This window comes from Clostridium sp. LIBA-8841 (assembly GCF_057782475.1).
Genome location: NZ_CM173488.1, coordinates 1401876 through 1426841 on the forward strand (window position 1 = coordinate 1401876; position 24966 = coordinate 1426841).

At 26.6% G+C, this 24966-nt stretch carries 18 protein-coding genes and 1 pseudogene; 16 read left to right on the top strand and 3 right to left on the bottom strand.

Annotated features, from left to right (window positions below; genetic code table 11):
- Positions 1 to 118 precede the first annotated feature (118 nt).
- Positions 119 to 605, bottom strand: a pseudogene (locus AC2A4K_RS06080) (IS1595 family transposase); the annotation flags it as partial.
- Between the two features lie 319 nt (positions 606 to 924).
- Between AC2A4K_RS06080 and AC2A4K_RS06085 the strand changes: the two are divergent.
- The 9 genes from AC2A4K_RS06085 (at position 925) to AC2A4K_RS06125 (ending at position 9934) form a co-directional block, all read left to right on the top strand.
- Positions 925 to 1305 carry an SdpI family protein gene (locus AC2A4K_RS06085; protein ID WP_322503858.1) on the top strand — a complete coding sequence of 127 codons (381 nt, stop codon included), beginning with the start codon at positions 925 to 927 and terminating at the stop codon, positions 1303 to 1305.
- Positions 1306 to 1334: 29 nt separating this feature from the next.
- The gene (locus AC2A4K_RS06090; RefSeq protein WP_322503857.1) at positions 1335 to 2081 is read left to right on the top strand and encodes a lysozyme inhibitor LprI family protein; all 747 of its coding nucleotides are present in this window, start codon (positions 1335 to 1337) and stop codon (positions 2079 to 2081) included.
- Between the two features lie 74 nt (positions 2082 to 2155).
- Positions 2156 to 2947, top strand: coding sequence for an alpha/beta hydrolase (locus tag AC2A4K_RS06095; RefSeq protein WP_322503856.1), 792 nt, complete (start codon positions 2156 to 2158; stop codon positions 2945 to 2947).
- 68 nt (positions 2948 to 3015) lie between these two features.
- Positions 3016 to 3333: a hypothetical protein gene (locus tag AC2A4K_RS06100; RefSeq protein ID WP_322503855.1), complete on the top strand. Its 318-nt coding sequence runs from the start codon at positions 3016 to 3018 to the stop codon at positions 3331 to 3333.
- 378 nt (positions 3334 to 3711) lie between these two features.
- Positions 3712 to 4407 (top strand): response regulator transcription factor, encoded by a 696-nt coding sequence (locus AC2A4K_RS06105; RefSeq protein WP_322503854.1) that lies wholly within the window; start codon positions 3712 to 3714, stop codon positions 4405 to 4407.
- Positions 4400 to 5443 (top strand): HAMP domain-containing sensor histidine kinase, encoded by a 1044-nt coding sequence (locus AC2A4K_RS06110; protein ID WP_322503853.1) that lies wholly within the window; start codon positions 4400 to 4402, stop codon positions 5441 to 5443. Before AC2A4K_RS06105 ends, AC2A4K_RS06110 begins: the two co-directional genes overlap by 8 nt.
- 94 nt (positions 5444 to 5537) lie before the next feature.
- Complete coding sequence (locus tag AC2A4K_RS06115; protein ID WP_322503852.1) at positions 5538 to 5864, top strand: hypothetical protein; 327 nt, start codon at positions 5538 to 5540, stop codon at positions 5862 to 5864.
- Between the two features lie 718 nt (positions 5865 to 6582).
- Complete coding sequence (locus AC2A4K_RS06120) at positions 6583 to 8343, top strand: McrB family protein (protein ID WP_322503851.1); 1761 nt, start codon at positions 6583 to 6585, stop codon at positions 8341 to 8343.
- A 4-nt stretch (positions 8344 to 8347) separates the two neighbouring features.
- On the top strand, positions 8348 to 9934 hold the full coding sequence (locus AC2A4K_RS06125; RefSeq protein WP_322503850.1) for an McrC family protein: 1587 nt from the start codon (positions 8348 to 8350) through the stop codon (positions 9932 to 9934).
- 104 nt (positions 9935 to 10038) lie between these two features.
- Here the strand turns inward: AC2A4K_RS06125 and AC2A4K_RS06130 are convergent, their stop codons facing one another.
- On the bottom strand, positions 10039 to 10866 hold the full coding sequence (locus AC2A4K_RS06130; RefSeq protein ID WP_322503849.1) for a MerR family transcriptional regulator: 828 nt from the start codon (positions 10864 to 10866) through the stop codon (positions 10039 to 10041).
- 85 nt (positions 10867 to 10951) lie between these two features.
- Here AC2A4K_RS06130 and AC2A4K_RS06135 point away from each other — a divergent pair, with 85 nt between their 5' ends.
- The 7 genes from AC2A4K_RS06135 (at position 10952) to AC2A4K_RS06165 (ending at position 23703) form a co-directional block, all read left to right on the top strand.
- The gene (locus AC2A4K_RS06135) at positions 10952 to 12337 is read left to right on the top strand and encodes an MATE family efflux transporter (RefSeq protein ID WP_322503848.1); all 1386 of its coding nucleotides are present in this window, start codon (positions 10952 to 10954) and stop codon (positions 12335 to 12337) included.
- Positions 12338 to 13035: 698 nt separating this feature from the next.
- Positions 13036 to 15324 (top strand): bifunctional diguanylate cyclase/phosphodiesterase, encoded by a 2289-nt coding sequence (locus tag AC2A4K_RS06140; protein WP_322503847.1) that lies wholly within the window; start codon positions 13036 to 13038, stop codon positions 15322 to 15324.
- Positions 15325 to 15548: 224 nt separating this feature from the next.
- A complete protein-coding gene (locus tag AC2A4K_RS06145; protein ID WP_322503846.1) occupies positions 15549 to 17816 on the top strand; it encodes an McrB family protein in 2268 nt (755 codons plus the stop codon).
- A complete protein-coding gene (locus tag AC2A4K_RS06150) occupies positions 17809 to 19047 on the top strand; it encodes an McrC family protein (protein ID WP_322503845.1) in 1239 nt (412 codons plus the stop codon). The genes AC2A4K_RS06145 and AC2A4K_RS06150 overlap by 8 nt, the downstream gene beginning before the upstream one ends.
- A gap of 187 nt (positions 19048 to 19234) precedes the next feature.
- Entirely contained in the window at positions 19235 to 19357 is a 123-nt protein-coding gene (locus tag AC2A4K_RS06155; protein WP_322503844.1) for a hypothetical protein, read from the top strand.
- The gene (locus tag AC2A4K_RS06160) at positions 19345 to 19710 is read left to right on the top strand and encodes a GNAT family N-acetyltransferase (protein ID WP_322503843.1); all 366 of its coding nucleotides are present in this window, start codon (positions 19345 to 19347) and stop codon (positions 19708 to 19710) included. Before AC2A4K_RS06155 ends, AC2A4K_RS06160 begins: the two co-directional genes overlap by 13 nt.
- Positions 19711 to 19953: 243 nt before the next feature.
- On the top strand, positions 19954 to 23703 hold the full coding sequence (locus tag AC2A4K_RS06165) for a YobI family P-loop NTPase (protein WP_322503842.1): 3750 nt from the start codon (positions 19954 to 19956) through the stop codon (positions 23701 to 23703).
- A 64-nt stretch (positions 23704 to 23767) separates the two neighbouring features.
- Here the strand turns inward: AC2A4K_RS06165 and AC2A4K_RS06170 are convergent, their stop codons facing one another.
- Positions 23768 to 24841 (bottom strand): hypothetical protein, encoded by a 1074-nt coding sequence (locus tag AC2A4K_RS06170; protein ID WP_322503841.1) that lies wholly within the window; start codon positions 24839 to 24841, stop codon positions 23768 to 23770.
- Positions 24842 to 24966 lie beyond the last annotated feature (125 nt).

Consider the following 24966-nt stretch of genomic DNA (forward strand, 5'->3'; position numbering starts at 1 on the left):
ACAAAATATATTTTGTAGTCATTCATTAGTTACCCAATAATTTACCATTGTTCATTAGATTATAGTTTTTAGTAACACTTATTATAACATAATTAACAAAATATAACATACCATATGCATAGATTGGATTTCTATTTTTCAAATCTTTTATTGTGATATATAAATGGCTTATATTGTTTTGACCAATAAGATTCTTAGCCTTTAGTATCTCTTTGTTTTTATGGAATATTTGAAGTCATTTGAACCACTTAATAATATAATTACTTATATATTTTGTTGTAACACCATTAAAGCTATTCATCCATTTCTTTAAAGTGGTATGGATAACATTAATAGGTTGAATAGGATAAGATCCTTATTTATGTTTTCCTCTTTTTATAAGTTCATGTTTTAATGATAAATCTTTTGAAAGTACAATATAAGTTTTATGAATATTAGCACAAAGTACAGGGCCATTTACCATATGTCTAAAAGGATATAATCAGTTATCATGTGTCTATCAGATGTAAGTCTCATTTAAATACTAATTCTATAATTAAATTATTTTGTCCATCAATAACAGTAGTAATGCAAACTTGTTCTTTGTAGGTACCCCTTTTGTTAATATTACTTTAAAATAGAGATTTATTTAGGAATAGAGTTTTTTTCATAATAGATTCCTACGAATATTAGTGCAATGCCTAAAGATACACAGAAGCCTTTTATAAATTCAGGAAGTAAGTTGGTGCAGTTACCTAATAAGAAGATACAATTAAATAATAAGCCTAAGCTTATATAATTATTAAGTTTTTTCATAGTAAATTATCACTCCAAACATTTTAGTATATATTATACAAAGGGCTTCTATAATATGACATTCAGTGGTGGATTTATAGAGTATATTGAATTAATGGAGTATAATGGAATTAAAATAGGAGGTGTGAAATGGGATTTTGGATTTTTATGATGATTATGGACTTGCTAATTCCAATTACAATGATTGGGTTTGGGAAATATTTTAGTGAAAAAGCACCTAGAGAGATTAATAATACTTTTGGATATAGAACATCAATGTCTATGAAAAACAAGGATACTTGGGACTTTGCACATCATTATTTTGGTAAGTTGTGGGTTAAAATGGGGTATGTAGTATTAATTATTTCTATAATAGGTATGTTATTTTTACTTAAAAAGGATGAAAACACCATAGGGCTTTGGGGTGGTGTACTTTGTGCAGTACAGCTTGTCTTTATGATTTTGCCAATAATTTTTACAGAGAAAGCATTAAAGAAAAACTTTGATAAGTATGGAAATAAAGTATTGTAATTATCAATACACTTTAAAGGAGATAGGTTATGAAAAAGAAATATTGTTTAATTAGTTTGGCTACTGTATTAATTAGTTTAGGAACTTTAATTGGATGTGGAGATAAGACAACTCCTACAGATGAAAGTACTACTACAAGCAGCACAGAAAATAAGGAAGCTACTAATGCAGAAAGTAATAATAAGGAAGATAACAGTGCTTCTAAGGAAAATAATATTGAAAATAAAGATAGCTTAAATAAGGAGAATTCAGAAGATAAGGCAAATACTGCTAACAATGATAAAGACAGCAATTCATCAAAGAGTGATAAAGATAGCAAGGCAACAGAAAACTCTAATGAAAGTAAGAATACTAAGAGTAATGAGAATAAAGGAACTGATTCTAAAAAAGAAAAGTCAGCATTACCTAAAACAAAATCTGAGTATTTTAGTAAGATGCAAGAGGTGGACAATAAAGCAGATGAAATAGGTGAAAAGTGCAATAATAATCCTAATGTTACGCAAGCAGAGATGAATTCTGTAAGCTATGAACAATCTAAACTTTATGATGATGAACTAAATAAAATTTATAAATTCTTAAAGCAAAATCTAAGTACTGAAAAGTTTAAAGAGCTTGAAAAAAGTGAAGTGGAATGGATTAATCAAAAAGAGAAGAGAGTAGAGTCAATAAAGAAAGAATTTGAGGGTGGTTCAATGTTACCACTTCAAGTGAATTCTGCAGTTGCAGAGGAAAGCAAAAATAGATGTTATTATTTAATAAATAACTATATGGAATAGAAAAATACGCCTAGTTTTAAGTGCTTCCTAGTATTTATCATTTAATTTAGAGAACGTAGATGAGGTGGGGAAAATTGAATAAATCAAGAGTAGAAAAAATAAATTTTTATAGTGAGATATTATGCAAGGAAATGGCAGTTAATGTGTATTTACCTGAATGTTATAGTGAGGGCAAGGCGGTACCTGTATTGTATTTTTTTCATGGGAGAAGTGGAAATGAGGATATAATATTTCACATTAATATGAATGAAGTAGCTGATTCAATGATTGAATCTAAAGAAATAAATCCTATGATAATTGTATGTCCAAGAATTGAAAATAGTAGGGGATTAAATTCATCTTTAAAATATAAGGAAGTATTTGATTCTAAAGAGAAAAATAGAGTTATAAACTTAGGTATGTATGAAGATTATTTTATAAAAGAAGTTATACCTTTAATAGATAAGAACTTTAATACTATACAGGATAAAGAGGGAAAATACATAGGAGGAGCATCAGCCGGTGGATATATAGCTCTTCATAATGCTTTTAGACATAAAAATATGTTTTCAAAGGTGGGAGGACATATGCCAGCATTAGAATTAAAGCTTGAAGAGGAAGATAAGGCTTATTTTGAGAGTATGGATATATGGGAAAAATATGATCCAATATATATTGTAAAAAATAACGAGGTTTCTCCTAATATTAAAGTTTATCTTGATGCTGGACATAAGGATGAAGGAAGATTTTATGAAGGATGTTTAGCTTTATATGAAGTATTAAAAGAAAAAGGAATAGATGCTGAAAATCATGTATTTCCTGGAAATCATAGTGTTGAATATATAAAATCAAATATTGAAAAGTACTTAAAGTTTTATGGGGCTTAGTCAAGCAAATAATACTTTTATGGTAAGATTTTAAATAAATAAGTGAAAAATTATTGGGGTGTGAATTTATGAAAGACTTTATTTTAGTGGCTTTACCTTTAGTTGTTCTCTCAGTCGCTATTGCAATAGCTGTAAATGTTTCTAGTAAGAAGCATGCAAAGCTTAGCAAAGGGGACGATGGGACTGATGGTGGTAGTACAAGCTCTGTGGAAAAGAAAGAAACTGTAGAAGATAATAACATGGCAAATGGAATGAGCCTTGGAATGTGCTTTGGAGTAGCAATAGGTTCAATATTCATAAATAAATTTGGGTCAATAGCCATTGCATATGGAATATGTTTTGGTATGTTAGGTGGAATGATTGTAGGCCTAAATAAGAAGAAATAGAGTTTAAGTGAAAGTCAAAATTTTTAATTTGGTATCTTGAACTTATGCAATGGAACTTTAGTGAGATTGTATTCCTTTGATACAATACTAACTGCTCATTAAGAGGGGCTTACAGTTCTATTTTAGTATTAATAAAACTGATTAAAATAAGAATTAAGTCAGAATTTATTTTCTTAGGGATAAATTCATTCTTAAAGGAAATTGTAATACTGAATATGGATTTTATCCTTTCAATACTTTACTTGATAAAAGTGTTGAAGGGATTTTTTATGATTATAGACAGTTTAACTTTATGAGAATAAATAGGTTGTTTAGTAGAATATTTTATAGTTTTATATTAGAATTATAAAAAATAAGAAATGTTAAGGAGTTTAGAATATGCCAGGGAAACAACAAAATACAATTTTAATTGCAGATGATGATAATGATATTAGACAAATACTTGAAATATTATTCTCTGGAGAGGGGTATAATGTAATTGCTGCTAAAGATGGTGATGAAGCACTTGAAAAATTAGATGATACTGTAGATATTGTTATATTAGATGTAGATATGCCAGGAAAGTCTGGGTTTATCATAAGTACTGAGATTAGAAAAAAGTCATTTGTACCTATTTTATTTTTAACAGCTTATTCTCAAGACTCTGATAAGACAATAGGATATTCAGCTGGTGCAGATGATTATGTAACAAAGCCATTTTCTCATTCTGAATTGTTGCTTAAAGTAAAAGCATTACTTAGACGCTATCAAGTATATCAACCTCAAGTTAACATTAAATCATCTAAAATAGAGATTAAAGATTTGAGTGTTGATACAGAGACAGAGACTGTTATATGTGAGGGAAGGAATATATCTCTTACTCATACTGAATATAAAATTTTAGAATTATTGATTACTAATCGTAAAAAAATATTTTCAATTGATCACATTTATAACAGCATATGGCAAGAAGAAGTAGTTGGAGATAGTGCTGTCATGGTTCATATTAAGAATTTAAGAAAAAAGATAGAAAGTGATACAAGAAATCCAAAATATATTAAAACAGCTTGGGGAAAGGGATATTATATTGATTAATAGATATAAAATACCTAAATTGGGGTTAGAACTTATAGGTTACTTACTTACATCTGTTGTTATAGCAAGCTTTAGCTTTGCTTTTCTTTATTATACTGCTACTTCTTTTGCAGAAAAGTTAGTTGAAAATGGGTATTATAGTGCATACTCTATATCAGATCCAGGGTTTTTGAGTTGGTTAAAGCTAATTTGTATTTTAGCTACATTAATAATATTTTTCGTATTTTTTTTATTTTTTTTAGGTGAAAAAATATCTTACATTTTATATATAACTAAATCTATACAGATTTTAAAAAGTGGAAACTTAAACTTTAGAATAAATAGTGTAGGAGATAATGAACTTTCAGAGTTAGCTAATAATATTAATAGTTTTTCTGTTGCATTACAAAACCATATGGAAAATGAAGAGAAGCTAAAAAAAGAAAAAGAAGAGTTGATTAGATCCTTATCTCATGATATTAGAACACCGCTTACAGCTATTATATCTTATTCAGATTTTATAAAAAATAAAAATTATGATAGTAATGAGAAGCTTGAAAATTATATTGAAATAATACAAAACAAAGCCTATCAAATACAAGAGTTAACAAATTTACTTTTAAACACAGACACTGAAAATAATAATTCTCTTGAATCTTCTATTCTTGAAGGAAAGTTAATGTTTGAACAATTTATTAGTGAGTTTACTGATGCTTTAGAGGATAATGATTTTTGTGTGGAAATAGATAATCTTGGACTAATTAATTTTGAAATTAGAGTTAATGCTCAGGATATAGCTAGGATTTTTGATAATCTTTACTCAAATATTATAAAATATGCAAATAATAATGAAAAAGTAGATATTAAGATATTTGTTACAAATAATATTCTTACATTTATTCAAACAAATATTATTAAGGACAAAATAAATAAAAATGTTGAGAGTCATGGAATAGGACTTAAGAACATTAAAAAAATTGTAGAAGGCTATAATGGGAAAGTGGACTATAGTATAACAAATAAAATATATAAAATAGAGATAAAACTTCCTATATAATCTTTAGAATTCTTTAGAATTATATAACTAAAAAATACAGAAATTTTGGTTATTATAAAGATATAGAAAAACACATTATAAAGGAGGGGGAATTATGGCTCTTGGATATTTATTAATATTATTTATTGTCATGATGGTAGTAAGTATAGTAGGAATTTCTTTACTTTATCTTTTAAAAAATAAAAAGGCGAAAAATATAATATTTTATTGTTTAGCTGCATGGTCAATGTGTATTGCTTATCTTAACGCAACTAGCTTGCCAATAAACTTTTTAACTGAACAGCTAGTTGCATGGTCTTTTGGATTTTTATCAATAGTTGCAATTATTTTTAATATTAAAAAGCCTGAAAAGTCAAATATTGCATATATAATAGTAGTAGTTTCAATATTATTAGGACTATATACATTATTCTTTTCTTAGAATTTTTATTTATAATATACTTAAAACTTTAAAACCATATAGTAAGTTTAAAATTGATACTTTAAGATTTAATATTTTAAAGTATATTAATATTAAATATAAAGGTCAGGTATTTTAGGTATATATTAGTAATACTCAGCTTTATAAAGGCTATAAAAAAAGGATTGGTTTTCCAATCCTTTTTTTATTCAAATTTATTTAGCTTAAACGGGTTATTTATTAAATTAATTAATATCTTTAGGAAAAGTAGAGAAAACTATTGAACAAATGGGAAAAATGTATTTAATTATAAAGTAAGTAATGAAAAATAATACAGATAAAAGATGAATTAAGTTATTGAAAATAGAACTTAAGTGATACTTAAGAGTGATGTATATAAATATGCAATAAATGCAATTAAGTAAGAAGTAATTAATTTCGAGGACATATGATACAAAGATATATAGAATAATACTTGATTATAAATATAGAAAGCTCATATAAATAAGTTTCATATTAGAGTTATACATAAAAAAAGATAACATATAAGTTGGATATTAAATTTATATATAAGTTTTGATACATCCCTAATTATGCTTTAAAAGTAGAGAGAAATTTTCAAATGACTAATGGTAATAAAGGTATATAATAGAAGTAGGTATGAAGAAGAGTGTAAACGGAATATTATGAAAATAAATTTTGAAGGTGATAGATACTAAGGAAGAAAGGAGAGGGGAAAATGGACTGGCTTATTTCAAAGGATATGAGTAATTTAAGTAAGGAAGATTATTTAAGCATATTAGAGTTTTTGAAGAAGTATGCAGGAGAAGAATATAAGAATCCAGAAAATGAAGAGAGTGTTGAAGATAGGAATAAGTATATTAATTTAAGAGAAGAGGCAAAGAAAGCTTTAAATAAATTTAAGAGTATTGCAGAGTCCTTTGGAGTTTATGGCTTGGACTATGAAAAGGCAGGAGCATCAAAGTGGCTAGTAGTTTCAAGAGTAACAAGAGTTAGAAATTATCTTTGGATTGAGCTTAAAAATGCAGAAAAGTTGAATTTATCTACAAGTATATCCTTATTTGCAGATAAAATTGATGAGGGAAATAAGCTTAGATTTAGAATAATTCTAGAAACTAAGGATTTAAAAAGTGATGAAGTTGATTATATTAGACATTTTAGATTTCTAGATAAATTAGATGAGGATAATGGTGATCTTGAGTACTGGGATAATTATAGCCCTTATAGTTATTTGGAGCGAGGAAAAACAGAGGATATAAGCGCTTTAATACATGATGTAAAAGAGAGAAAAGAGTTAAAACTTCAAGTTGGAAAAAGCTTATATTATGAAGATGCTCAAAAAATGAGTAAAGAGGAAATAAGAGACTTCTTTGAAAATACAGTTAGGAAACTTAAGCCTTACTATGACTTAGCTGTTGAAGGAGAGTATTCTTTATCTTATGAAGAGGAAATGAGAGTTAGTGAGGGTAAAAGAGAGGATTATTTAGAGGAAAAGCCTTATATTCTTAAAGTTAAAAATCAAATTCTATATGGTCCTCCTGGAACAGGAAAAACCTTTAATACTATTAATAGAGCTCTAGAAATCATTGACTTTAAAAAGTATAAGAATCTAATAAATGATGAGCATAGAAGGGATGAAGCGGTTAAAATATTTAACAAGCTTTTAGAGTATGGACAAATAGAGTTTTGTACATTCCATCAATCCTATGGGTATGAGGACTTTGTGGAGGGCTTACGTAGTAATGAGAGTGGAACAGGGTTTGTTCCTAAAGATGGTATCTTTAAAAAACTTTGCAAAAGGGCATTAAATAGCAATAAGAATTACATACTTATTATAGATGAGATTAATAGAGGAAATATATCTAAAATCTTTGGGGAACTTATAACATTAATAGAGGATGATAAGAGACTTGGAGAGAAAAATGAGCTTAAGGTTACTCTTCCATATTCCAATGAGAGATTTGGAATACCAAAGAATTTGTACATATTAGGAACTATGAATACAGCAGATAGATCCATAGCTTTACTTGATACTGCCTTAAGAAGAAGATTTCAGTTCTTTGAATATATGCCTAAGGAAGAGCTTTTACCAGAGGATGTTGAAGGAATCAATGTGAGAGAGTTTTTAAGAGTTATTAATGAAAGAATTGAATATTTATTTGATAGAGAACATACTATTGGACATTCTTATTTTTTAAAGGAGAATCTTGATTTTGAAGAGTTAGTTTACATAATGAAAAATAAGGTTATTCCTTTAATACAAGAGTATTTCTATGGAGATTGGGAAAAGGTAGAATTAGTTCTTGGAGGAGCGTGTAAAGCAGGTAAATCTAACAGGTTTATAGAAAAGAAAAGCATTGATGTAAGGAAACTATTTAAGGGAATGAGAGTAGAGTCTTATGGAGAAGAGTATAAGTATTCTATAGTGGAGAATCCAGAAAAGGAATCCTTCTTTAATATTTATAAAGATGAGGAATAGAGATATGAGACATATAGTTGTTCAGGAGTGCTATGAATCACTTAGGATTGTAGATGATTTTATAAATATAAGAAGTAAGAAAGAAGATTTAAAGAGAACAAAAGAGTTTAAAGAAGAGGTAGAAGCAAGAGACTTAGGAGAAAAAGTTTCTAATAACTTTGATGTTTATTTAAAAGAGGATTTTCAGGAAGAGCCTTTAAAAGGTGAAGATGATTTTAGTAAGAGAAAAGAGTTTTTTCAAAAGGAAAAGGATTTAGAAGAGGATATTAAGGAAGAGATTAAAGAGGAGACTGTCTTGTATGAAGAGAGCTTTGAGAAGGAAAATGGCTTTCATGAATATGAAGAAGGAACTTTTTATGATGAGTATAACTATGAGAAGGTAATAAGTAAAAAAGAGTCTGATGAGCTTTATAACTATGTTCTTTCTGAAAAGCTAAATAAGGATAACATAATTTGGGGCAAGGATACCATAAGGTTTATAAACTATGTAGGATATATAAGACTTTCAACGGTTTCTATAGAAATACTACCCAAGATAAGTATAAATAAAAATAACCCTGATTTTGAAAGAAAATCCTTACTAAATATGCTTTCTAAATGTGGCATTTTGAAGATTAATTATTCAGAAATAAGTTCCTTAAGATTATATAAGCAAAGTTTAAATGAGATTTTGGCTTATTTATTTAGCAAAAAACTACAGAGAGAATTAAGCAAGGGTATTTATTTAGAGTATGTGAATATTGAAGAAAATAGAAATTCTTTAAAGGGAAGTCTTTTATTTAATGAACAGATTAAAAATATGGCTTCTTGTACACCAAAGGCTTTCTGTAAGTATGAGGAGTTTTCTAAGGATAATAAGTTAAATAGAATATTTAGCTATTTCATTAAAAGTCTTATTAGGGAGATAAAAAACAAGGAGACCTTAAAGCTTCTTAAATTTTCTCAAAGTATTTTAGGGGATGTGGATGAAAGAAACATTACTTTAAATGATGTGAAGAACTATAGATTCAACAGGCTTAATGAAAGGTTTGAAGAAGCTTTTACATTAGGTAAAATGCTGGTTTTAGGGGAATCATCTCTTGGAACTTTGGGAGATAGTAAGGCATATTCAATTCTATTTAAGATGAATGAAGTCTTTGAACTTTATATAGGAAAGCTTTTAGGAAAGTTAATTCAAGAGGAAACTCTTCATATGCAGCATTCAAAATATAAGCTTTTAATAAATGAGGAAACCAATAAAGGTGTATTTAAATTGATACCTGATATTGTTATTGAAAAGAATGGAGAGGAAAGCATAATCTTAGATACTAAGTGGAAGAGAATATCAAGCAGTTACAATAGGCATGGAGTTAAAAGAGAGGATCTTTACCAAATGTATGCTTATCTAACCAGATACAAAAATGTAAGCACAGTAATATTGCTTTATCCTTATAATGAGAAAATAGAGGGTGAAGAGGGGGAGTATTTGGAGTCTTGGTATTTAGATGAGGAAAAAAATAAGAAGGTTAGGGTTTATGCAGTGAACTTGGAAAGTGAGATGGACACTTTAGAGTCATTAGATAAAATAGTTAAAAAGTATATTTTAAAATAAAGTTTTAGGAGCTTTAAAATAACTTAGAACCTTTGCAAATAGAGTTTGTTTGCAGGTTTCATAGTAAGTTATTTTAAAGCTCTTTTTTAGGTAAGTGTTAATTTTTACTTTACCTCTATAGAGACTTTAATTACATAGTTATTTATATCTTTGATGGAAACTTCATCTATTAAGGTTTGTTCGTAGGCATTACCTACAATAGTTAGGTTATTTTTCTTTATGTATTCTATTAAGCGAGGGTACATATCAATGATTTTGTCATAGTATCCGTGAGAATATCCAACAACATATAGTCCTTTAGGTTTAACTAATCCTTTTTTGTCGTTGGGAGGTAATTTATCAACCTTGATGAAATAGTAACTGTACTCATTAAAAATATTGTTTTGAAGATTTTCCTTGCTCATAAGACTTCCTACAGGATATCCAGCATCTAGGCTATTTTCATTGCAGTACTTAATTATTTCACTATAATTTTCAAGATCATAGTCAAGAAGCTCTGTGCTTATATTAATTTCATCGCTTAAAATAAGATATTCTTCTGGTTGTTCTTCCATAAAGATTTCATCAGTATGCTTTTTACCTTCATTTATGATATTAATTTTATTTGATATTATGTTATTTATTCTATTTAAACGACTTATTTCATTAAGAATTTTTTGTGATTCTAACTCTAGAAATTCTATACTGTTAGTAATGTTTCTCTTATCAATAAACTCCTTTATATCTAAAAGCGGTACTCCTATATCTTTTAAAATACATATTACATTTAATAGCTCAAGCTGGTAGTGAGAGTAGTATCTATATCCATTAGGAAGAACCTTTTCAGGTTTAAATAATCCTATCTTATCATAGTGAAATAATGTTTTTTTGCTTATATCATATAGCTTTGCGATTTCTCCAGTTGTGAAATACATTTTATTTTCTTTATCCATAATAAAAACTCCTTGTTGACTATGCCCTTAGGTAATACTTTAGAATATTCTATGTCAAAAGAAATAAAAATTCAAGGAGTATTATATGAAAAACTATTTAGATAAAAAGATTAATTTTTTTACACTTATGAAATTGACCTTACCAACAGTTGTAATGATGATTTTTTTCTCATTATACACAATTATAGATGGAGTGTTTGTATCTAACTTTGTTGGAGCTAATGCATTATCTTCTTTAAATATAGTAATACCAATAGTATTATTTTTTTCAGGGGTTAGTGTTATGTTTGCTACAGGAGGAAGTGCTATTGTAGCTAAATATATGGGAGAAAAGAATATAAAAGAGGCTAGAGAAACTTTTTCACTTTTAATTGTTACTCTTTTGATAATTGGAACTGTTATAGCAATAGTATCTTTTATATTTATAAATGACATTATAAGAATATTAGGAGGAACTGATTTATTATTTAAGGACTGTTATGCATACTTAGCTATAATGCTATTATTCTCACCATTTGTAATGTTAAAAATGTATTTTGATTACTTCTTAGTAACAGCTGGAGTGCCTATGTTAGCTTTAGTATCTTCTATAATAGGAGGAATATTAAATATAATATTTGATTATATTTTTATAGCTGAATTAGGTATGGGAATATCAGGTGCAGCCATTGCAACAGGAATAGGATATGTTGTACCAGCTATTATAGGAATTTTCTACTTCTATAAAAAGAAGAATATACTTCATTTTGTAAAACCTAAGTTAGATTTTTCTCTAATAAAAGATAGCTGTATAAATGGATTATCAGAAATGGTTACTCAGTTAGCAGCAGCAGTAGCAACATTCTTATTTAATATAGTTATGATTAAGTTTTTAGGAGAGGATGGAGTAGCATCAATAACAATAGTTTTATATGCAGAGCTACTATTAAATTCAGCATATATAGGATTTACATCTGGAGTAGCTCCACGTATAAGTTATAGCTATGGAAGTAAAGATCAGGAGCAGTTAAAGAAGATAGTAAGATATAGTTATATAACCATAGGAATATTTGCAGTATTATCCTTTGTTATATCAAATCTTATTTCAGAAAATCTAATAGCTGCCTTTTCACCAAAGGGAAGCAGTATTTTTAATATAACTTTAGAAGGATTTACTATATTCTCAGTAGGATTTTTGATTAGTGGATTCAACATATTTACATCAGGTATGTTCACAGCATATTCTAATGGAAAGATATCTGCTATGTTATCATTTTTAAGAACATTGGTACTATTTATAGTAGGAATTATAGTTCTGCCATATATATTTGGAGTAACTGGAGTGTGGTTAGTAATTCCATTTGCTGAAGCAATAACATCTATATTTGGATTAATATGTGTACTGAAATATAGAACTGAGTATATGTATGGAAGTTCATCTTCAACAAATGAAAGACCCTTAAAGAGGATTACTTCATCAATTGAGGAGTAGTAAAAAATTCAACTATATATAAGGATTGATAAGGCTCTGTTTTAGAGGCGTTTTGATTTTTAACTAAAACTTCAGACCTAACTTAATTTTAAGTGAAAATCAAATATTATGAAATTTAATGAGTTTAACTAAGAATTTATAGCAATTACTATGAGAAATTTGCCAAGATAAAGAAGGACTGATAGTCAAAGAAATCTCTTTATTAAGGCAAATTTTTCTGCGTAATTGCTTAATTTTTAAAGTTTTTTAGGTGGGCTCTATATTATTAATAAGTTTTATTAATAATACATTACTATATATTAAATCCAAGTATTCATAAGAAAAAATGATAACTTCATTTCTAAGCTTTTCATTGGTGGTGAGTGGGCTGAGTAGCTACTTTATGATTTTAAAATCATCCTTGTCATATCTAATCTATCTAAGTTTATAGTATAAATAGCATTCAACTAAAACAGAGCTAAATAAAAAATAAGTGAAAAATATTTAAATATAAAGCAAAATATTTGATTAAATTATGACATTATATATAAAAAATAAGAAAAAAATTCTCCTTTTTTATATTTTTACCTTAATTTTTAAAAATATGAAATATAGGGTATAAGTTGTTTAGAGAGGGATAATGATATAATAATATCAATAAAGTGTTAATAATGTTTGAAAATAGACAAGGATAATTGGGGGTTGAGGGGGGAAGCTTTTTGAAAATAGAAAGATCATTGAAGACTTTTTTTGGTTTAATTTTGGCATTGATAATTTCTTTGACTATATTAGATTTTTTATGGTCTAGAAATATTGTAAGAAATATAACTGAGCAAGTATGTATAAACAATAGTGAGCAAACAGAGAGTTTAACAGAGAATACTTTTAAGGGACTTGAAGTGTTAGTACAGGATTTTGCAAGTGATCCTAAGATAATAGAATTGATAGAAGCCGATAATAACTACAGTGAGAAAGAAGAAGAAATTAAAAAAAGCATTAGACATGCTCAAGGATTACTAACAGCTACAAGTTTTGTAGAATCCATAGATGTTGTAGATAGTAGGGCGGATGAACTTTATAGTAGTAAGGGGGATTATGCTAAATTTAATATGGAAAGTAGACCCTGGTTTAAGGAGGCATATGAGGAGACTCTTAAGGGAAAGAATGTAATTATTACATCTATACATAAAGATTTATATAACAATAGAGAAACTGTATCTATAATATCATTTATAAAAAATGAAAAGGGGGATATTATAGGATGTGTTTTAGTAAATGCATATATGGATGCATTTACTGAATATATGGAAAAGCTTTATGAACAAAATGGAGGAGTAACAATATATGTTGAACTTCCAGATGGAGAGTATTATAACCATAAAGAGGGGATAAGAACTTTTGAAGAAATAAATGAAAATAATGAAGAGATTGTTGTTAAAAGAAAAAATTTAGTGTTTGATTTTGATAAGAAAAATACGCTTATTTATAAGGTGATGAATGATGTAAATAGATCTAATGAATTAATGCTTTTAATATTCATTTTATTTACTATTTTTTCCTTCGAAATAATTAAAAGAAAGGCTTTAAATCCTCTTTTAAATAATATCTCAAAGTTAAAAAAACTTTTAAAACAATTAAATGAATATGATGAAAAAGAGTTTGAAGATAAAAAGGGATTTAATCAGTTAGACTTTATTGTAAATGCCTTTGATTCAGCTATTAATGAGAAGGCAAGGGAATATATACTTTTTGATCCACTTACAAAGATTCCAAATAGAAAGGGATTAGAGGAGATTTTTCATAAAGAAGTTGAAAGAGAAAAAAGCTTTGCATTAATATTTATAGATTTAAATAAATTTAAAAATATTAATGATGTTTATGGACATTGGGTAGGAGATAGTTTTTTAAAGGTATTTGCGGAAAAGCTATCAAAGGCTATTGGTAAGAGGGGAACTTTGGCAAGAATATCAGGGGATGAATTTATAATTCTATATAAAAACTTTTTAAATAATAAAGAATTAGAAGGTTTTTATGAAAAAAATATATTAGGAACTTTTAAGGATAAGAAATTTCTTAATTACAATTTAGAAGTTTCCTTTTCTGCTGGAGTAGCTATTTATCCAAGGGATGGAAAAGACTTTAAAACTTTGATGAAAAAAAGTGATTATATGATGTACACAAACAAGAAAAAAGGAGTTTTTGATAAATTAGCATTCTTTGATTATAAAGTGTACAAGGAGATAGAAAGAAAAGATACTATATCTATGGAATTGAGTAAAGCTATAGATGAAAATGAGTTCTTTATGGTTTATCAACCTATTGTTGATAAAAATAAAAAGGTTAGAAAGTTAGAAGCTTTAATAAGGTGGAATAGCAAGAATCTTGGATTTGTACCACCTATGGAATTTATAAGTGTTGCAGAAAATAACAGAGATATAATAAAATTGGGGGATTGGATATTTAATACTGTATGTTTTGAGGTAAAAGAGCTTATTAAAAAGAATAAGGACCTTGTTGTAAATATTAACGTTTCATCAATTCAACTATTAGAAAAAGATTTTGCATACAAGGTTAAGGAAATAGTAGAAAAGAATGGTATAAGATGTGAAAATATATGTATAGAAATAACAGAATCTGTAATGATAGAGGAGGAAGAAGCCTCAATAAGAAATCTTAATTTACTAAAACTTTTAGGATTTAAATTGTCTTTAGATGATTTTGGTACAGGATATACTTCATTTTCATATTTAAAAAAATTTAAAGGTGGTTCATTAAAAATAGATAAGAGTATATTAGATGATGCCGATCAAAATGAATATGGGATTATTAATAGTATAAAGGACATAGGACATGAACTTAATTTTAAAATAGTTGTTGAGGGGGTTGAAACAAAAGAGCAGTTTGAATCTTTAGTTGAAATAGGTTGTGACTTATTTCAAGGATATTATTTTTCAAAACCTATTAGTTTAGATGAAGTGAAGAATTTTATTGGAGATAAAATAAATTGAATTTAGAAAAAAATTAGACAAACCTATATTTTATAAGCTTTAGATAAGGGACAGTAGATAGTTTTGTGGAAAAACAAGACTACCTACTGTTTTTTATATGAAAATAGTTGGTGGTTAACATTTAGTTAAATATTGTAAGTGTGTTTTAAGAGGGGTATATTTAACATATAGGTTAATTTAATAAATAAAATATTATGTAAAGTTAAGTGGTAAGGAGTGGTTATATGAATTTACAAGAGCTTATAAATGATGTGGATACTTTTGAGTTGAAGAGAGATTATTTTACTAAGTTAAAAGAGGGGAAAGAATGGTTTAAAGAAGAGTTTAAGTTAGATGATTTGGATAAGATGGATATAAAGAGATATATTGTACAGAAGGATAATTATCCAGAAACCTATGATAAGGCTTTCGTTTATGAATTAGAGAGAGGAAAAAAAGTTGGAGGAGGAATAGGCGGAGGAAATGCAAGTAAGTCTTATATTTATATGGATAGTACAGGGAAATATTGTATAGGTGCTGGAAAGAAGAAGAGATATGTAGAGGGTATTGAACTTGATAATGAATATAAGAAATTGATGAGCAATATTAAGAAGGCAATAGAGCTTGCTAAAGAGGATAAGTTTGATGAAATTGAAGAACTTAATATTCCAATTTTTAAGACTATGCTTTTAAAAATACTAGCTATATATATTCCAGATAAATTTTTAGATATATATTCTAAGGATAAACTTGTGGAACTTGGAAAGATAATTGGAGTCAAAGGAAATATAGATAATGTTTTTGAGTTAAATGCTATTATAACTAAAAGCTTAAAGAAGATTCCAGAGTTTAAGGATTTTGATAATGTAGAGCTTACAGGATATTTATATTCAAAAATTCCAGATCCAAATAAAAAACCTACTTATTGGTCTTTAGGACATAGTTATAGTGGACAAGATGTTTTAGAAAAGTTTAAGGAAAAATCAAAAGTCTGCATAGGATATATTAAGGAGAACTTAGAGGATGTTATTGGTGATAGCAAAGCTTTAGATGAATATTTATCCTCAATAGGGGCTAATGATAATGAAAGAAGGTCTTTAAAAAAGTTTAGCAATATAAAAACAGGAGATATTATATTTTTAAAATCTTCATTTACAAGAGGAGAAAAGGGTAAGACAACAGTTTACAGAGTTGACGCTGTAGCTAAGGTTTTAGAAGATGTAAGAGAAGGATATGATTTTGATGAAGAACTTGGTCATTGTATAAATGTTGAGTTTTTAGATTATAAACCTGTAGAAATTGAGGGAATAAACTATCTTAGACCTATAGAAAAAGTAGCCGACAAGAAACTTCTAGAAATGATTAATAGAGCTTTAAATGGAGAAAAAACTGAAGGTGATGCAGGAGAAGAAATAGAATACATAGGTTCTGATAAAAATGAAAGTTTAGATGAATCAACTAAGAACTTCATACTATATGGGCCTCCAGGAACAGGAAAAACTTATAATGTTATAAACAAGGCTCTTGAGATTATAGATAAGGATTTCTATAGTGAGATAAGTGATTCTAGAGAAAAGATATTAAATAGATATAAGCAGTTAGTTGAAAGTGGACAAATAGAGTTTTGTACTTTTCACCAAAGCTATGGATATGAGGAATTTGTTGAAGGTCTTAAGTCTGATGGAAATGGAAACTTTATAACTGAGGATGGAGTTTTGAAAAAAATAGCCTTAAGAGCTTCTTATGATGCTTTAAAGAGAGATTTAAAGAAGGAATCTCAAGGTGGAGAAGAGCTAGACTATGAAGAGAAAAAGAAGGTTGTTCTAGATAATATAAATAGGGAAGATGCTTTTAGAGATAATAAAAAATATGTTCTTATTATAGATGAGATAAATAGAGGAAACATATCTAAAGTCTTTGGAGAACTTATAACTCTTTTAGAAGAGGATAAGAGAATTGGAACAACAAATCATGTAACTGTAAGTCTTCCATATACTAAGGAACAGTTTGCCCTTCCAAGTAATCTTTATATAATTGGAACAATGAATACTTCAGATAAATCTATTGCTCAAATAGATGTTGCATTAAGAAGAAGGTTTAGCTTTGAAGAGATGATGCCTTCTTATGAAGATTTAGAAGAGATTGATGAAATAGACATTAGTAAACTTTTAGAGGAAATAAATAAGAGAGTTGAATTTTTACTTGATAGAGATCATTTAATAGGACATGCTTACTTTGTTAGAATAAATACTTTAGAAGAACTTATTGATACTATGACAAAGAAGATAATACCACTTCTTCAAGAGTATTTCTATGGAGATAATGAAAAAGTTGGTATGGTTCTAGGTGGAATTGATGATAAGGAAAACAATAAATGCATAGTTTATAAGGAAAGCATTAAAGCTGATGATTTATTCAAAGGGTTTAATAATATCTCTGATTTAGGAACAAAGGAAAACTTTGTTGTTAATAAAGAAATCACCAAGGATATGATTAAAAATATTTATGAGTAAAAAGTATATAACCTTAAGAGAGGGCTTTAATTACCTTTATATTGGAGAAGAAGAAAACAATGTAACAGAAAGAGAGTTTCAAAGTTTATCAAAATATATAGAAGAGAATTTAAGCACTCAATTAGTGGTCTTTGGATATAGAAAGTTAAAATTTATAAACTATGTAGGGATTATAGCCTTAGATAACTTAGTAATAGAAATATTGCCTAAAATATCTCTTTCAGGAGATTATTCTCAGGATAGAAGTATGCTTATATTTATGCTAAGTAAATGCAAAAAGCTTAACATAAGAGCTGAGGAGTTTATGGAAAGCAATAGTATAAACAAAACTCTTATAGATATTATAGGGGAGATATTTTATAGGGAGCTTTCAAAAGAACTTCAAAAAGGAACTTATAATGAATATGTTTCTGTGGAGAATTCCATAGGAAACATAAAGGGAAAGCTTTTAGTAACTAAACATTCTAAGGTGAACAGATTTAATAAAAGTAAAGCCTATTGTGCTTATGATGAATTTACAGAGGATAATTTCTTTAATAGGATTCTTAAAAGAGCTTTATATTTTCTTTTAAGAGAAATTAAAAATGAAAGATTAAAAAGTAACTTAAGGATTTTAGAGAGAAGTTTTGAAGATGTAAGTGATGAATTTATAGAGAAGCATAATCTTAATAGATATAAATTAAATAGAAGAAACGAAAGATTTAAAAATTCCTTTGAACTTGCCAAGATGATACTAAATGGAAGTATTGGAGACAACTCAAAAGGAAAAGACTTTGGATTTACATTATTATTTGAAATGAACTACCTTTATGAAGAATATATAGGTGTGGTTTTAAAAGAGATAATGTGTGAAGAGAAAGATGTAATTGTAAGTACTCAAGAAAAATCAAAACATCTTTTATATAATCAGAAAAGAAATAAAGAAGAAATATCCTTAAAGCCAGATATAGTTATATATAAGGAAGGAGTTCCTAAGATTATAATAGATACAAAGTGGAAAAGAGGAACAAGGAACGGAAAGGAAAATTATAGCCAAGCTGATGTGTATCAGATGTATGCATACATAACTAGCTATAAGGAATGTGAGAAGTGCGTGTTGCTTTATCCTAGGGAAGAAGAGAATAGTGATGTTCTTTGGAATATTAAGGGATATGATAATAAAGATATTTTAATGAGAAGTGTTGATTTGAGTAGTTATGAAAAGACTAAAGAAGGATTATTAAACTTTTAGAAATGGAAGACAGAAGTAAATGAATAAAAGAACTATGTAAAAGCTTATTATGATAATAATAGGGTTAAAGAGAAGAGTGTTAAAGCTTATGAAAACACAGAAAGAAGCTAGAAGAAAAAAGGCGCAAAATTTAATTTCCTATTTTGGTATTAATGAAAAATAGGATAGATATAAGGGGAAGGGTAAAATGGAGAATTTATGTATAAGAAGGTTTAAAAATGAAGATGCAGCAAAGGTATCAGAATTAGTAAGAAGAAACTCTTTAGAATTTAACATAAAGACTATTCTAAAGAGGAGATGGAGGAACTAGCAAAAACTTATAATGAAGATAAAGTTTTGTTTGTTAGTGGATATGCACATATGTATGTTGTTTGTGTAGAAGAAGAAGTTGTTGGAGTAGGTGCAATATCAAGCTTCTGGGGTAAAGAAGATGAGAGTATTCTATTAACTATATTTGTTAAACCAGAATTACATGGAAAAGGTATAGGTAGAAAAATAATAGAAACATTAGAAAATGATGAGTACTTTTTGAGAGCAAGAAGGATTGAGATACCTGCATCAATTACAGCATGTGAGTTCTATAGAAAGATGGGATATGAATATAAGGATGGAATTAGTGAATTAGATGAAGAGGGAAATTTGAGGTTAGAGAAATTTAGGTAAGATAAATTTAGAATGAGTTGATAAGTTAAATTAGAGCTTAACTCATTCTTTTTTTATAGTAATTTTGAATTTGTAAATATTAGTTAGATAGCTTTAGTAGAATATATGGAATTCAATACATTTTTAATCAATATATGTTAATATAACAAGGTAAGTAATTTAAGATTAAGGAGGTAAATAGTCTTTAAATTTTATATTTGAAGATTCATATATTAAATGAGAGTTTTTTTTAAGCGTTTAAAATTGAATTTTATAGAAAAAGAAAAGGAGAACAATATCAAGGTATTATCTCCTAATGATGATTTGCCTAAGGATGATATTTATATAAGGACTTTGTTAGAAGCTATAAAAAATAAAAAAGCGTTAAACATAGCATTATCAGGACCTTATGGTGCTGGTAAGAGTAGTGTGATTGAAAGCTTTAAGAAACACTACGAAGAATTTAAATGTATAAATATATCTTTAGCGAATTTCTTAGAGAAACAAAATAATGAGAGTATAGGAGCTGAAAAGGATAGTAAAAAAGATAAAATTGATAGTCTACAAGATCAATTGGAGAGAAGTATATTAAAACAACTATTTTATAAAGTAAATTATAGTAAGATACCTAATTCTAGATTTAAAAGAATCAATGAATTTACAATATTAAAAGTTTCTAAAATTTTATTGATAGCTATAATAGCAATGATTCCAATTATTTTATTTAATGTTAAATGGCTAAGTGAAAAATATGTTGAATGCAAAGAAATAATTTTAACATTTTTACAAAATCAATTTTCTATTAATCCTACTGAGATTCAATTTATTTTTATAATTGGTGGAGTATGTCTAATAAGTTTAATTTTCTTAGTTTTTTTAATTAAGTTTATTTTAAATAGTTTTAGTATAAAAAGTATAAAAGCTAGTAAAAGTGTTGAGTTAAATTTAGAAGCTCAAAGTGATATAAAGTCATTTGATAAATATATAGATGAAATAATGTATTTCTTTAAAAAAAATAAATACAATGTAGTATTCTTTGAAGACTTAGATAGATTCAATAATATAGAAATATTCACTAGGTTGAGGGAGCTAAATAATATAATTAATGAATCAGAAGAGATAAACACAAATAAGCTAATGATAAAAAGAAAAATTAAATTTGTTTATGCTATAAAAGATGATATATTTTCATGTTGTAATGAAAAAGATAAAAAAAATCAAAATGAGGATTTTAACTGTTGTAAAAATAGAACGAAATTTTTTGATTACATAATACCAGTAATACCTAAGATTGATTCTAATAACTCATTTGGGGAGTTAAAGAAGTTAATAGATGAATATAATGAGGATAAAATTGATGAAGATAAAATAAAAATAAGTAAGCAATTTATAAATGATGTATCAATATTTATAGATGATATGAGATTGTTAACCAATACTTTTAATGAGTTTTTAATCTATTATGAAAAAATAAAAATTGCAAAGACAGAAGAAATGTTTCAAAAATTATTTGCAATAATTCTTTATAAAAACTTATATCCTTCGGATTTTGCTAAACTTAAAAATAATGAAAGTTATATCAACAATGTTATTAATAAGAAAAGGGATATTATAGAAGAACGCTTGAATTCAATAGATAAATCAATAGAAAGAAAAAAGAAAGAAAAAATAAATACTGAAAAGGAATGTTTAAATTCTTTTGATGAATTAATAGAGGTTTATTCTAATGCTTGGAATAATAAAAAAATAATTAGTGTTGCATATAATAATAGTGATATAAATTTGGAAGATTTGACAATGGAACAAATAGAAAATATTGAAAAAATTGAAAAAATAGAAATTATTGAAGATGGGTATAGATATAATACTAGGAAGACAATAAATAATGAGGATTTTGCTACTGTATATGGAAGTAAGAGGAATTTTTTTGAAAGATTTAACACTATTAAAAATATTAATGGATTATCTTGTAAAGAGAGAATTGAAAATTTAGAAAATGAAATTAAAGAATTAAGTTATAAAAAAAATAGATTAAATTTAATGCCATTAAAATATTTATTAGAGGACAAGTTATTTTTAGAAAATTTTAAAATTGAATTATATAAAGATAATTTCGAAGGAAATGATATATTACTTTTATTTTTTAGAAGAGCTTATATAGATGAAAAATATAATGATTTAATATCTATTTTTATAGAAGGTAAAATAACAAAAGAAGAAAAATATTTTTTAAAAGAAGTTACATGTGATAAAAAATTAGATTTAGATTATTCTTTAAAGAATATAAAAGAAGTTATTGATGAAATAAGTTTAGATGATTTTAGAAATGAATGTGTTTTAAATTTGGATATATTAAAGTTCATTTTTGAAAATTTTGAAGACTATAAGATAAATGCTAGAAATATATTAGAACAGTTTAAAGAGTTAGATGATTTTAAGTTAAAGGTCCTGTACGCTTTAAGGGATCGTGATTTAAAAAGTTTTAATATATTTATTTTAAGATGTATTGAGTTAAATCCAAAAATATTTTATGAGTTATGTTTTAATGAAAAAATTGATGAAATAAGCAGAGAAAGAAATTTTAATAGTATATTAAAAGGCGTATGTGAAGAAACTCTTTTAGAAAATATTGCTTCAGATATAAAAAAATATTTACTTAGAAGAGTAGACTTTATAAATATGGATATAGTTAATGAAATACCTGAGAAAATAATTAATATAATTAATGCTTTAAATATAAAATTTGAAAGGTTAGAAAATTCTAAAAGTGAAAATGATAGAAGTAGTAAAGTCGTTGAGCATATCTATACTAAGAATTTATATTGTATAAATAAAAATATGTTAAGATTTTTATTCAATGAAAAATTTTATAATGATTTTAATGAAGAAATTTATAGAGGGAGTAACAACGAAAATAATTTAATTAGCTATTCAAATATAATGAATTCAGGGATGAAAAATATAATTGAATATATTAATAAAAATATTAATATATATTTAGAAAATGTTCTTTTGAGTGAAAATAATGTTTCTGAAGAAGGCGATAAGATAATTAGTTTAATAAATGCTTCGAGTGCAAAAGAGGAAAATATAATAAAATTAATAAAAAAAAGGAATTTTAAAATACAGTATATAGATAATGTGAATAATACTATATATTGGAAATATTTGATGGAAAACAGAGTTGTTGAATTTAATTGGAGAAATATAGTTAGTTATTATGGAAAATTAGATGATAAAAATTTAGATGATATTTTAATAGGTTTTCTTGATAATAAAAAAGTTGTTAAAAAATTATCTGAAGAAAAACTAGGTTACGAAGAAGATGAAACAAAGGGCGAAGAGTTAGTGACTGCTATAATTTTAAATATGAAGTTATCTGAAAATAGTTTATCATCTTTAGTTAAATCATTTGAAAGGCCTTTTATTGATTTAGATTTAGAAAGCATACCGGAAAATAGAATATCATTTTTAATAGATAAAAAAATGATTGGTCTATCAGAATCTATATATAATCAAATTAATAGAAAAAATGCAATTAAATTAATACTTAATTGTATAGATGATTATATAAAAGATGTAAATCTTTATGAGTTAGAAGAAGGAGAAATTGGTATAATATTAACATCAGATAAAATAACTACAGATAATAAAGTATCTATAATAAAAGAATTGGGCTTTGAAAATTTAGAACTTAATAAAAATTATAATATAATAGAAGAATTAATTTCTGATGTAGATGATGATGAATTTTTCAGATTAAAAGAATCAATAAAATTAGAAAAGATAAAGAAACTTATTAAGGATATGGACAACTTAGAAGTAAGTGAAATAAAAAATAAACTAAAAGATATAGATGATAAATATAAAGAGTTTTTAGGCTTTAATGGTTATTTTGAATTGGAATTAGATGATGTTATTATTGAATTTTTAGATGATTTGGAATCTAAGGGGGTAGTGTCATCTCATAAAGAAGTTAATGAGAAAATAAGAGTTTATAGAAAGAAAAAATAGTTTTAAAAGACAATAATAAAAAAGATAGAAGGTATAGACTTTCTATCTTTTTTATTAGTTTGTATTAATTATTTTCAACAAGAATTAACACGGAGCTCTCATCAGTTTTAAAATCTTTTAATAAATGTCTAATAGTTCTTATTATAGCATTTGCACTAAAATTAACTTCAGCATATAGACCTACTTTTTCTAATAAATGTGCTTTAAATACATCACTTTTATTTTTGCTAAAGTACATTCTTTTTTTGCCTCTTACTTTTTCAGCGGCGGAAATAAAAAGGTTTGGATCTAAGTCGATTAAGTAGTTACAAGTCTGTATATATAAATCCTTCCAATTGTTTACTTGAAATTTAGTATCTCCTATACATAGTTCAATTGGAGATTGGCCAGTAAAGATGTTATCTAAACCTAAATAGGTATTTTTTATGGTTGTGTTATTAGAGTTATCAATATCAGCATAACTATTATTATTAATTGGTGATATGGCAGTTTCAATTATTTCTTTTAAACCAGATTTAGGTAAAACAGTATCGAACTTATCAGCGACAGGATGATTAATCTTTATGCTATCTAGTACAGCTTGTACAAAATCTCTAAAGTCATTATTAATAGTGAAAAGTCTATTCATTGTTTCGCCTTCTAGTTCAGATTTTCTTTTAGCGGGAAATAATATTTCACTTTCTTCACAGTTATTTAAGTTTAGCTTTATAACACCTATGCCAAAGGCACTTGATAATCGGTTTATTTCTTGTATTAGTTCTAAATTTTTAACATCAATATCTACACCTACCAAGTATCCTTCATTAGCCCAACTTGAATTTGATACTGCTTGGAAGAACTGTTCTCTTAATGATTCTAAAGTAATAGTCTTTTTTAGTTCAAAAGAATACACTGTTGCTCTATTTATTGAAAAATTGCCACATAACTCTAAAACTTTCTCACTCAAATTTTCAACAGGAAGATTAAATCCAACTACATCTGGATGCAACCATTCATTTTTACCTTTATTACCTTTAGTCGATGATTCATGATATATTGTTTTGGAGTATACATTTAATTTTTTTGCTAAGTACCTTACAAGAAAAGGATGTATATCTCTTTCATTTAAATTCTTTAAACATATATTTTTAAAATCCATAGTCAAAACCTCACCTATATATTGTCTATATATAATTTTATCCTATATAAATAAAGAAGAAAATGGGAACATTACAAAAAGTATTATTTGGATAGTTATAAAAATCTTAGAGATTAAATTAAAAA

What these genes read in the sequence shown, in the direction of transcription:
- AC2A4K_RS06130 (WP_322503849.1), bottom strand. Translation starts at nt 10,866, where the DNA reads ATGGATAAAGAAAATAAAATGTATTTCACAACTGGAGAAATCGCAAAG.
- AC2A4K_RS06105 (WP_322503854.1), top strand. Translation starts at nt 3,712, where the DNA reads ATGCCAGGGAAACAACAAAATACAATTTTAATTGCAGATGATGATAAT.
- AC2A4K_RS06135 (WP_322503848.1), top strand. Translation starts at nt 10,952, where the DNA reads ATGAAAAACTATTTAGATAAAAAGATTAATTTTTTTACACTTATGAAA.
- AC2A4K_RS06085 (WP_322503858.1), top strand. Translation starts at nt 925, where the DNA reads ATGGGATTTTGGATTTTTATGATGATTATGGACTTGCTAATTCCAATT.
- AC2A4K_RS06160 (WP_322503843.1), top strand. Translation starts at nt 19,345, where the DNA reads ATGGAGGAACTAGCAAAAACTTATAATGAAGATAAAGTTTTGTTTGTT.
- AC2A4K_RS06125 (WP_322503850.1), top strand. Translation starts at nt 8,348, where the DNA reads ATGAGACATATAGTTGTTCAGGAGTGCTATGAATCACTTAGGATTGTA.
- AC2A4K_RS06120 (WP_322503851.1), top strand. Translation starts at nt 6,583, where the DNA reads ATGGACTGGCTTATTTCAAAGGATATGAGTAATTTAAGTAAGGAAGAT.
- AC2A4K_RS06150 (WP_322503845.1), top strand. Translation starts at nt 17,809, where the DNA reads ATGAGTAAAAAGTATATAACCTTAAGAGAGGGCTTTAATTACCTTTAT.
- AC2A4K_RS06155 (WP_322503844.1), top strand. Translation starts at nt 19,235, where the DNA reads ATGGAGAATTTATGTATAAGAAGGTTTAAAAATGAAGATGCAGCAAAG.
- AC2A4K_RS06115 (WP_322503852.1), top strand. Translation starts at nt 5,538, where the DNA reads ATGGCTCTTGGATATTTATTAATATTATTTATTGTCATGATGGTAGTA.
- AC2A4K_RS06100 (WP_322503855.1), top strand. Translation starts at nt 3,016, where the DNA reads ATGAAAGACTTTATTTTAGTGGCTTTACCTTTAGTTGTTCTCTCAGTC.
- AC2A4K_RS06090 (WP_322503857.1), top strand. Translation starts at nt 1,335, where the DNA reads ATGAAAAAGAAATATTGTTTAATTAGTTTGGCTACTGTATTAATTAGT.
- AC2A4K_RS06170 (WP_322503841.1), bottom strand. Translation starts at nt 24,841, where the DNA reads ATGGATTTTAAAAATATATGTTTAAAGAATTTAAATGAAAGAGATATA.
- AC2A4K_RS06145 (WP_322503846.1), top strand. Translation starts at nt 15,549, where the DNA reads ATGAATTTACAAGAGCTTATAAATGATGTGGATACTTTTGAGTTGAAG.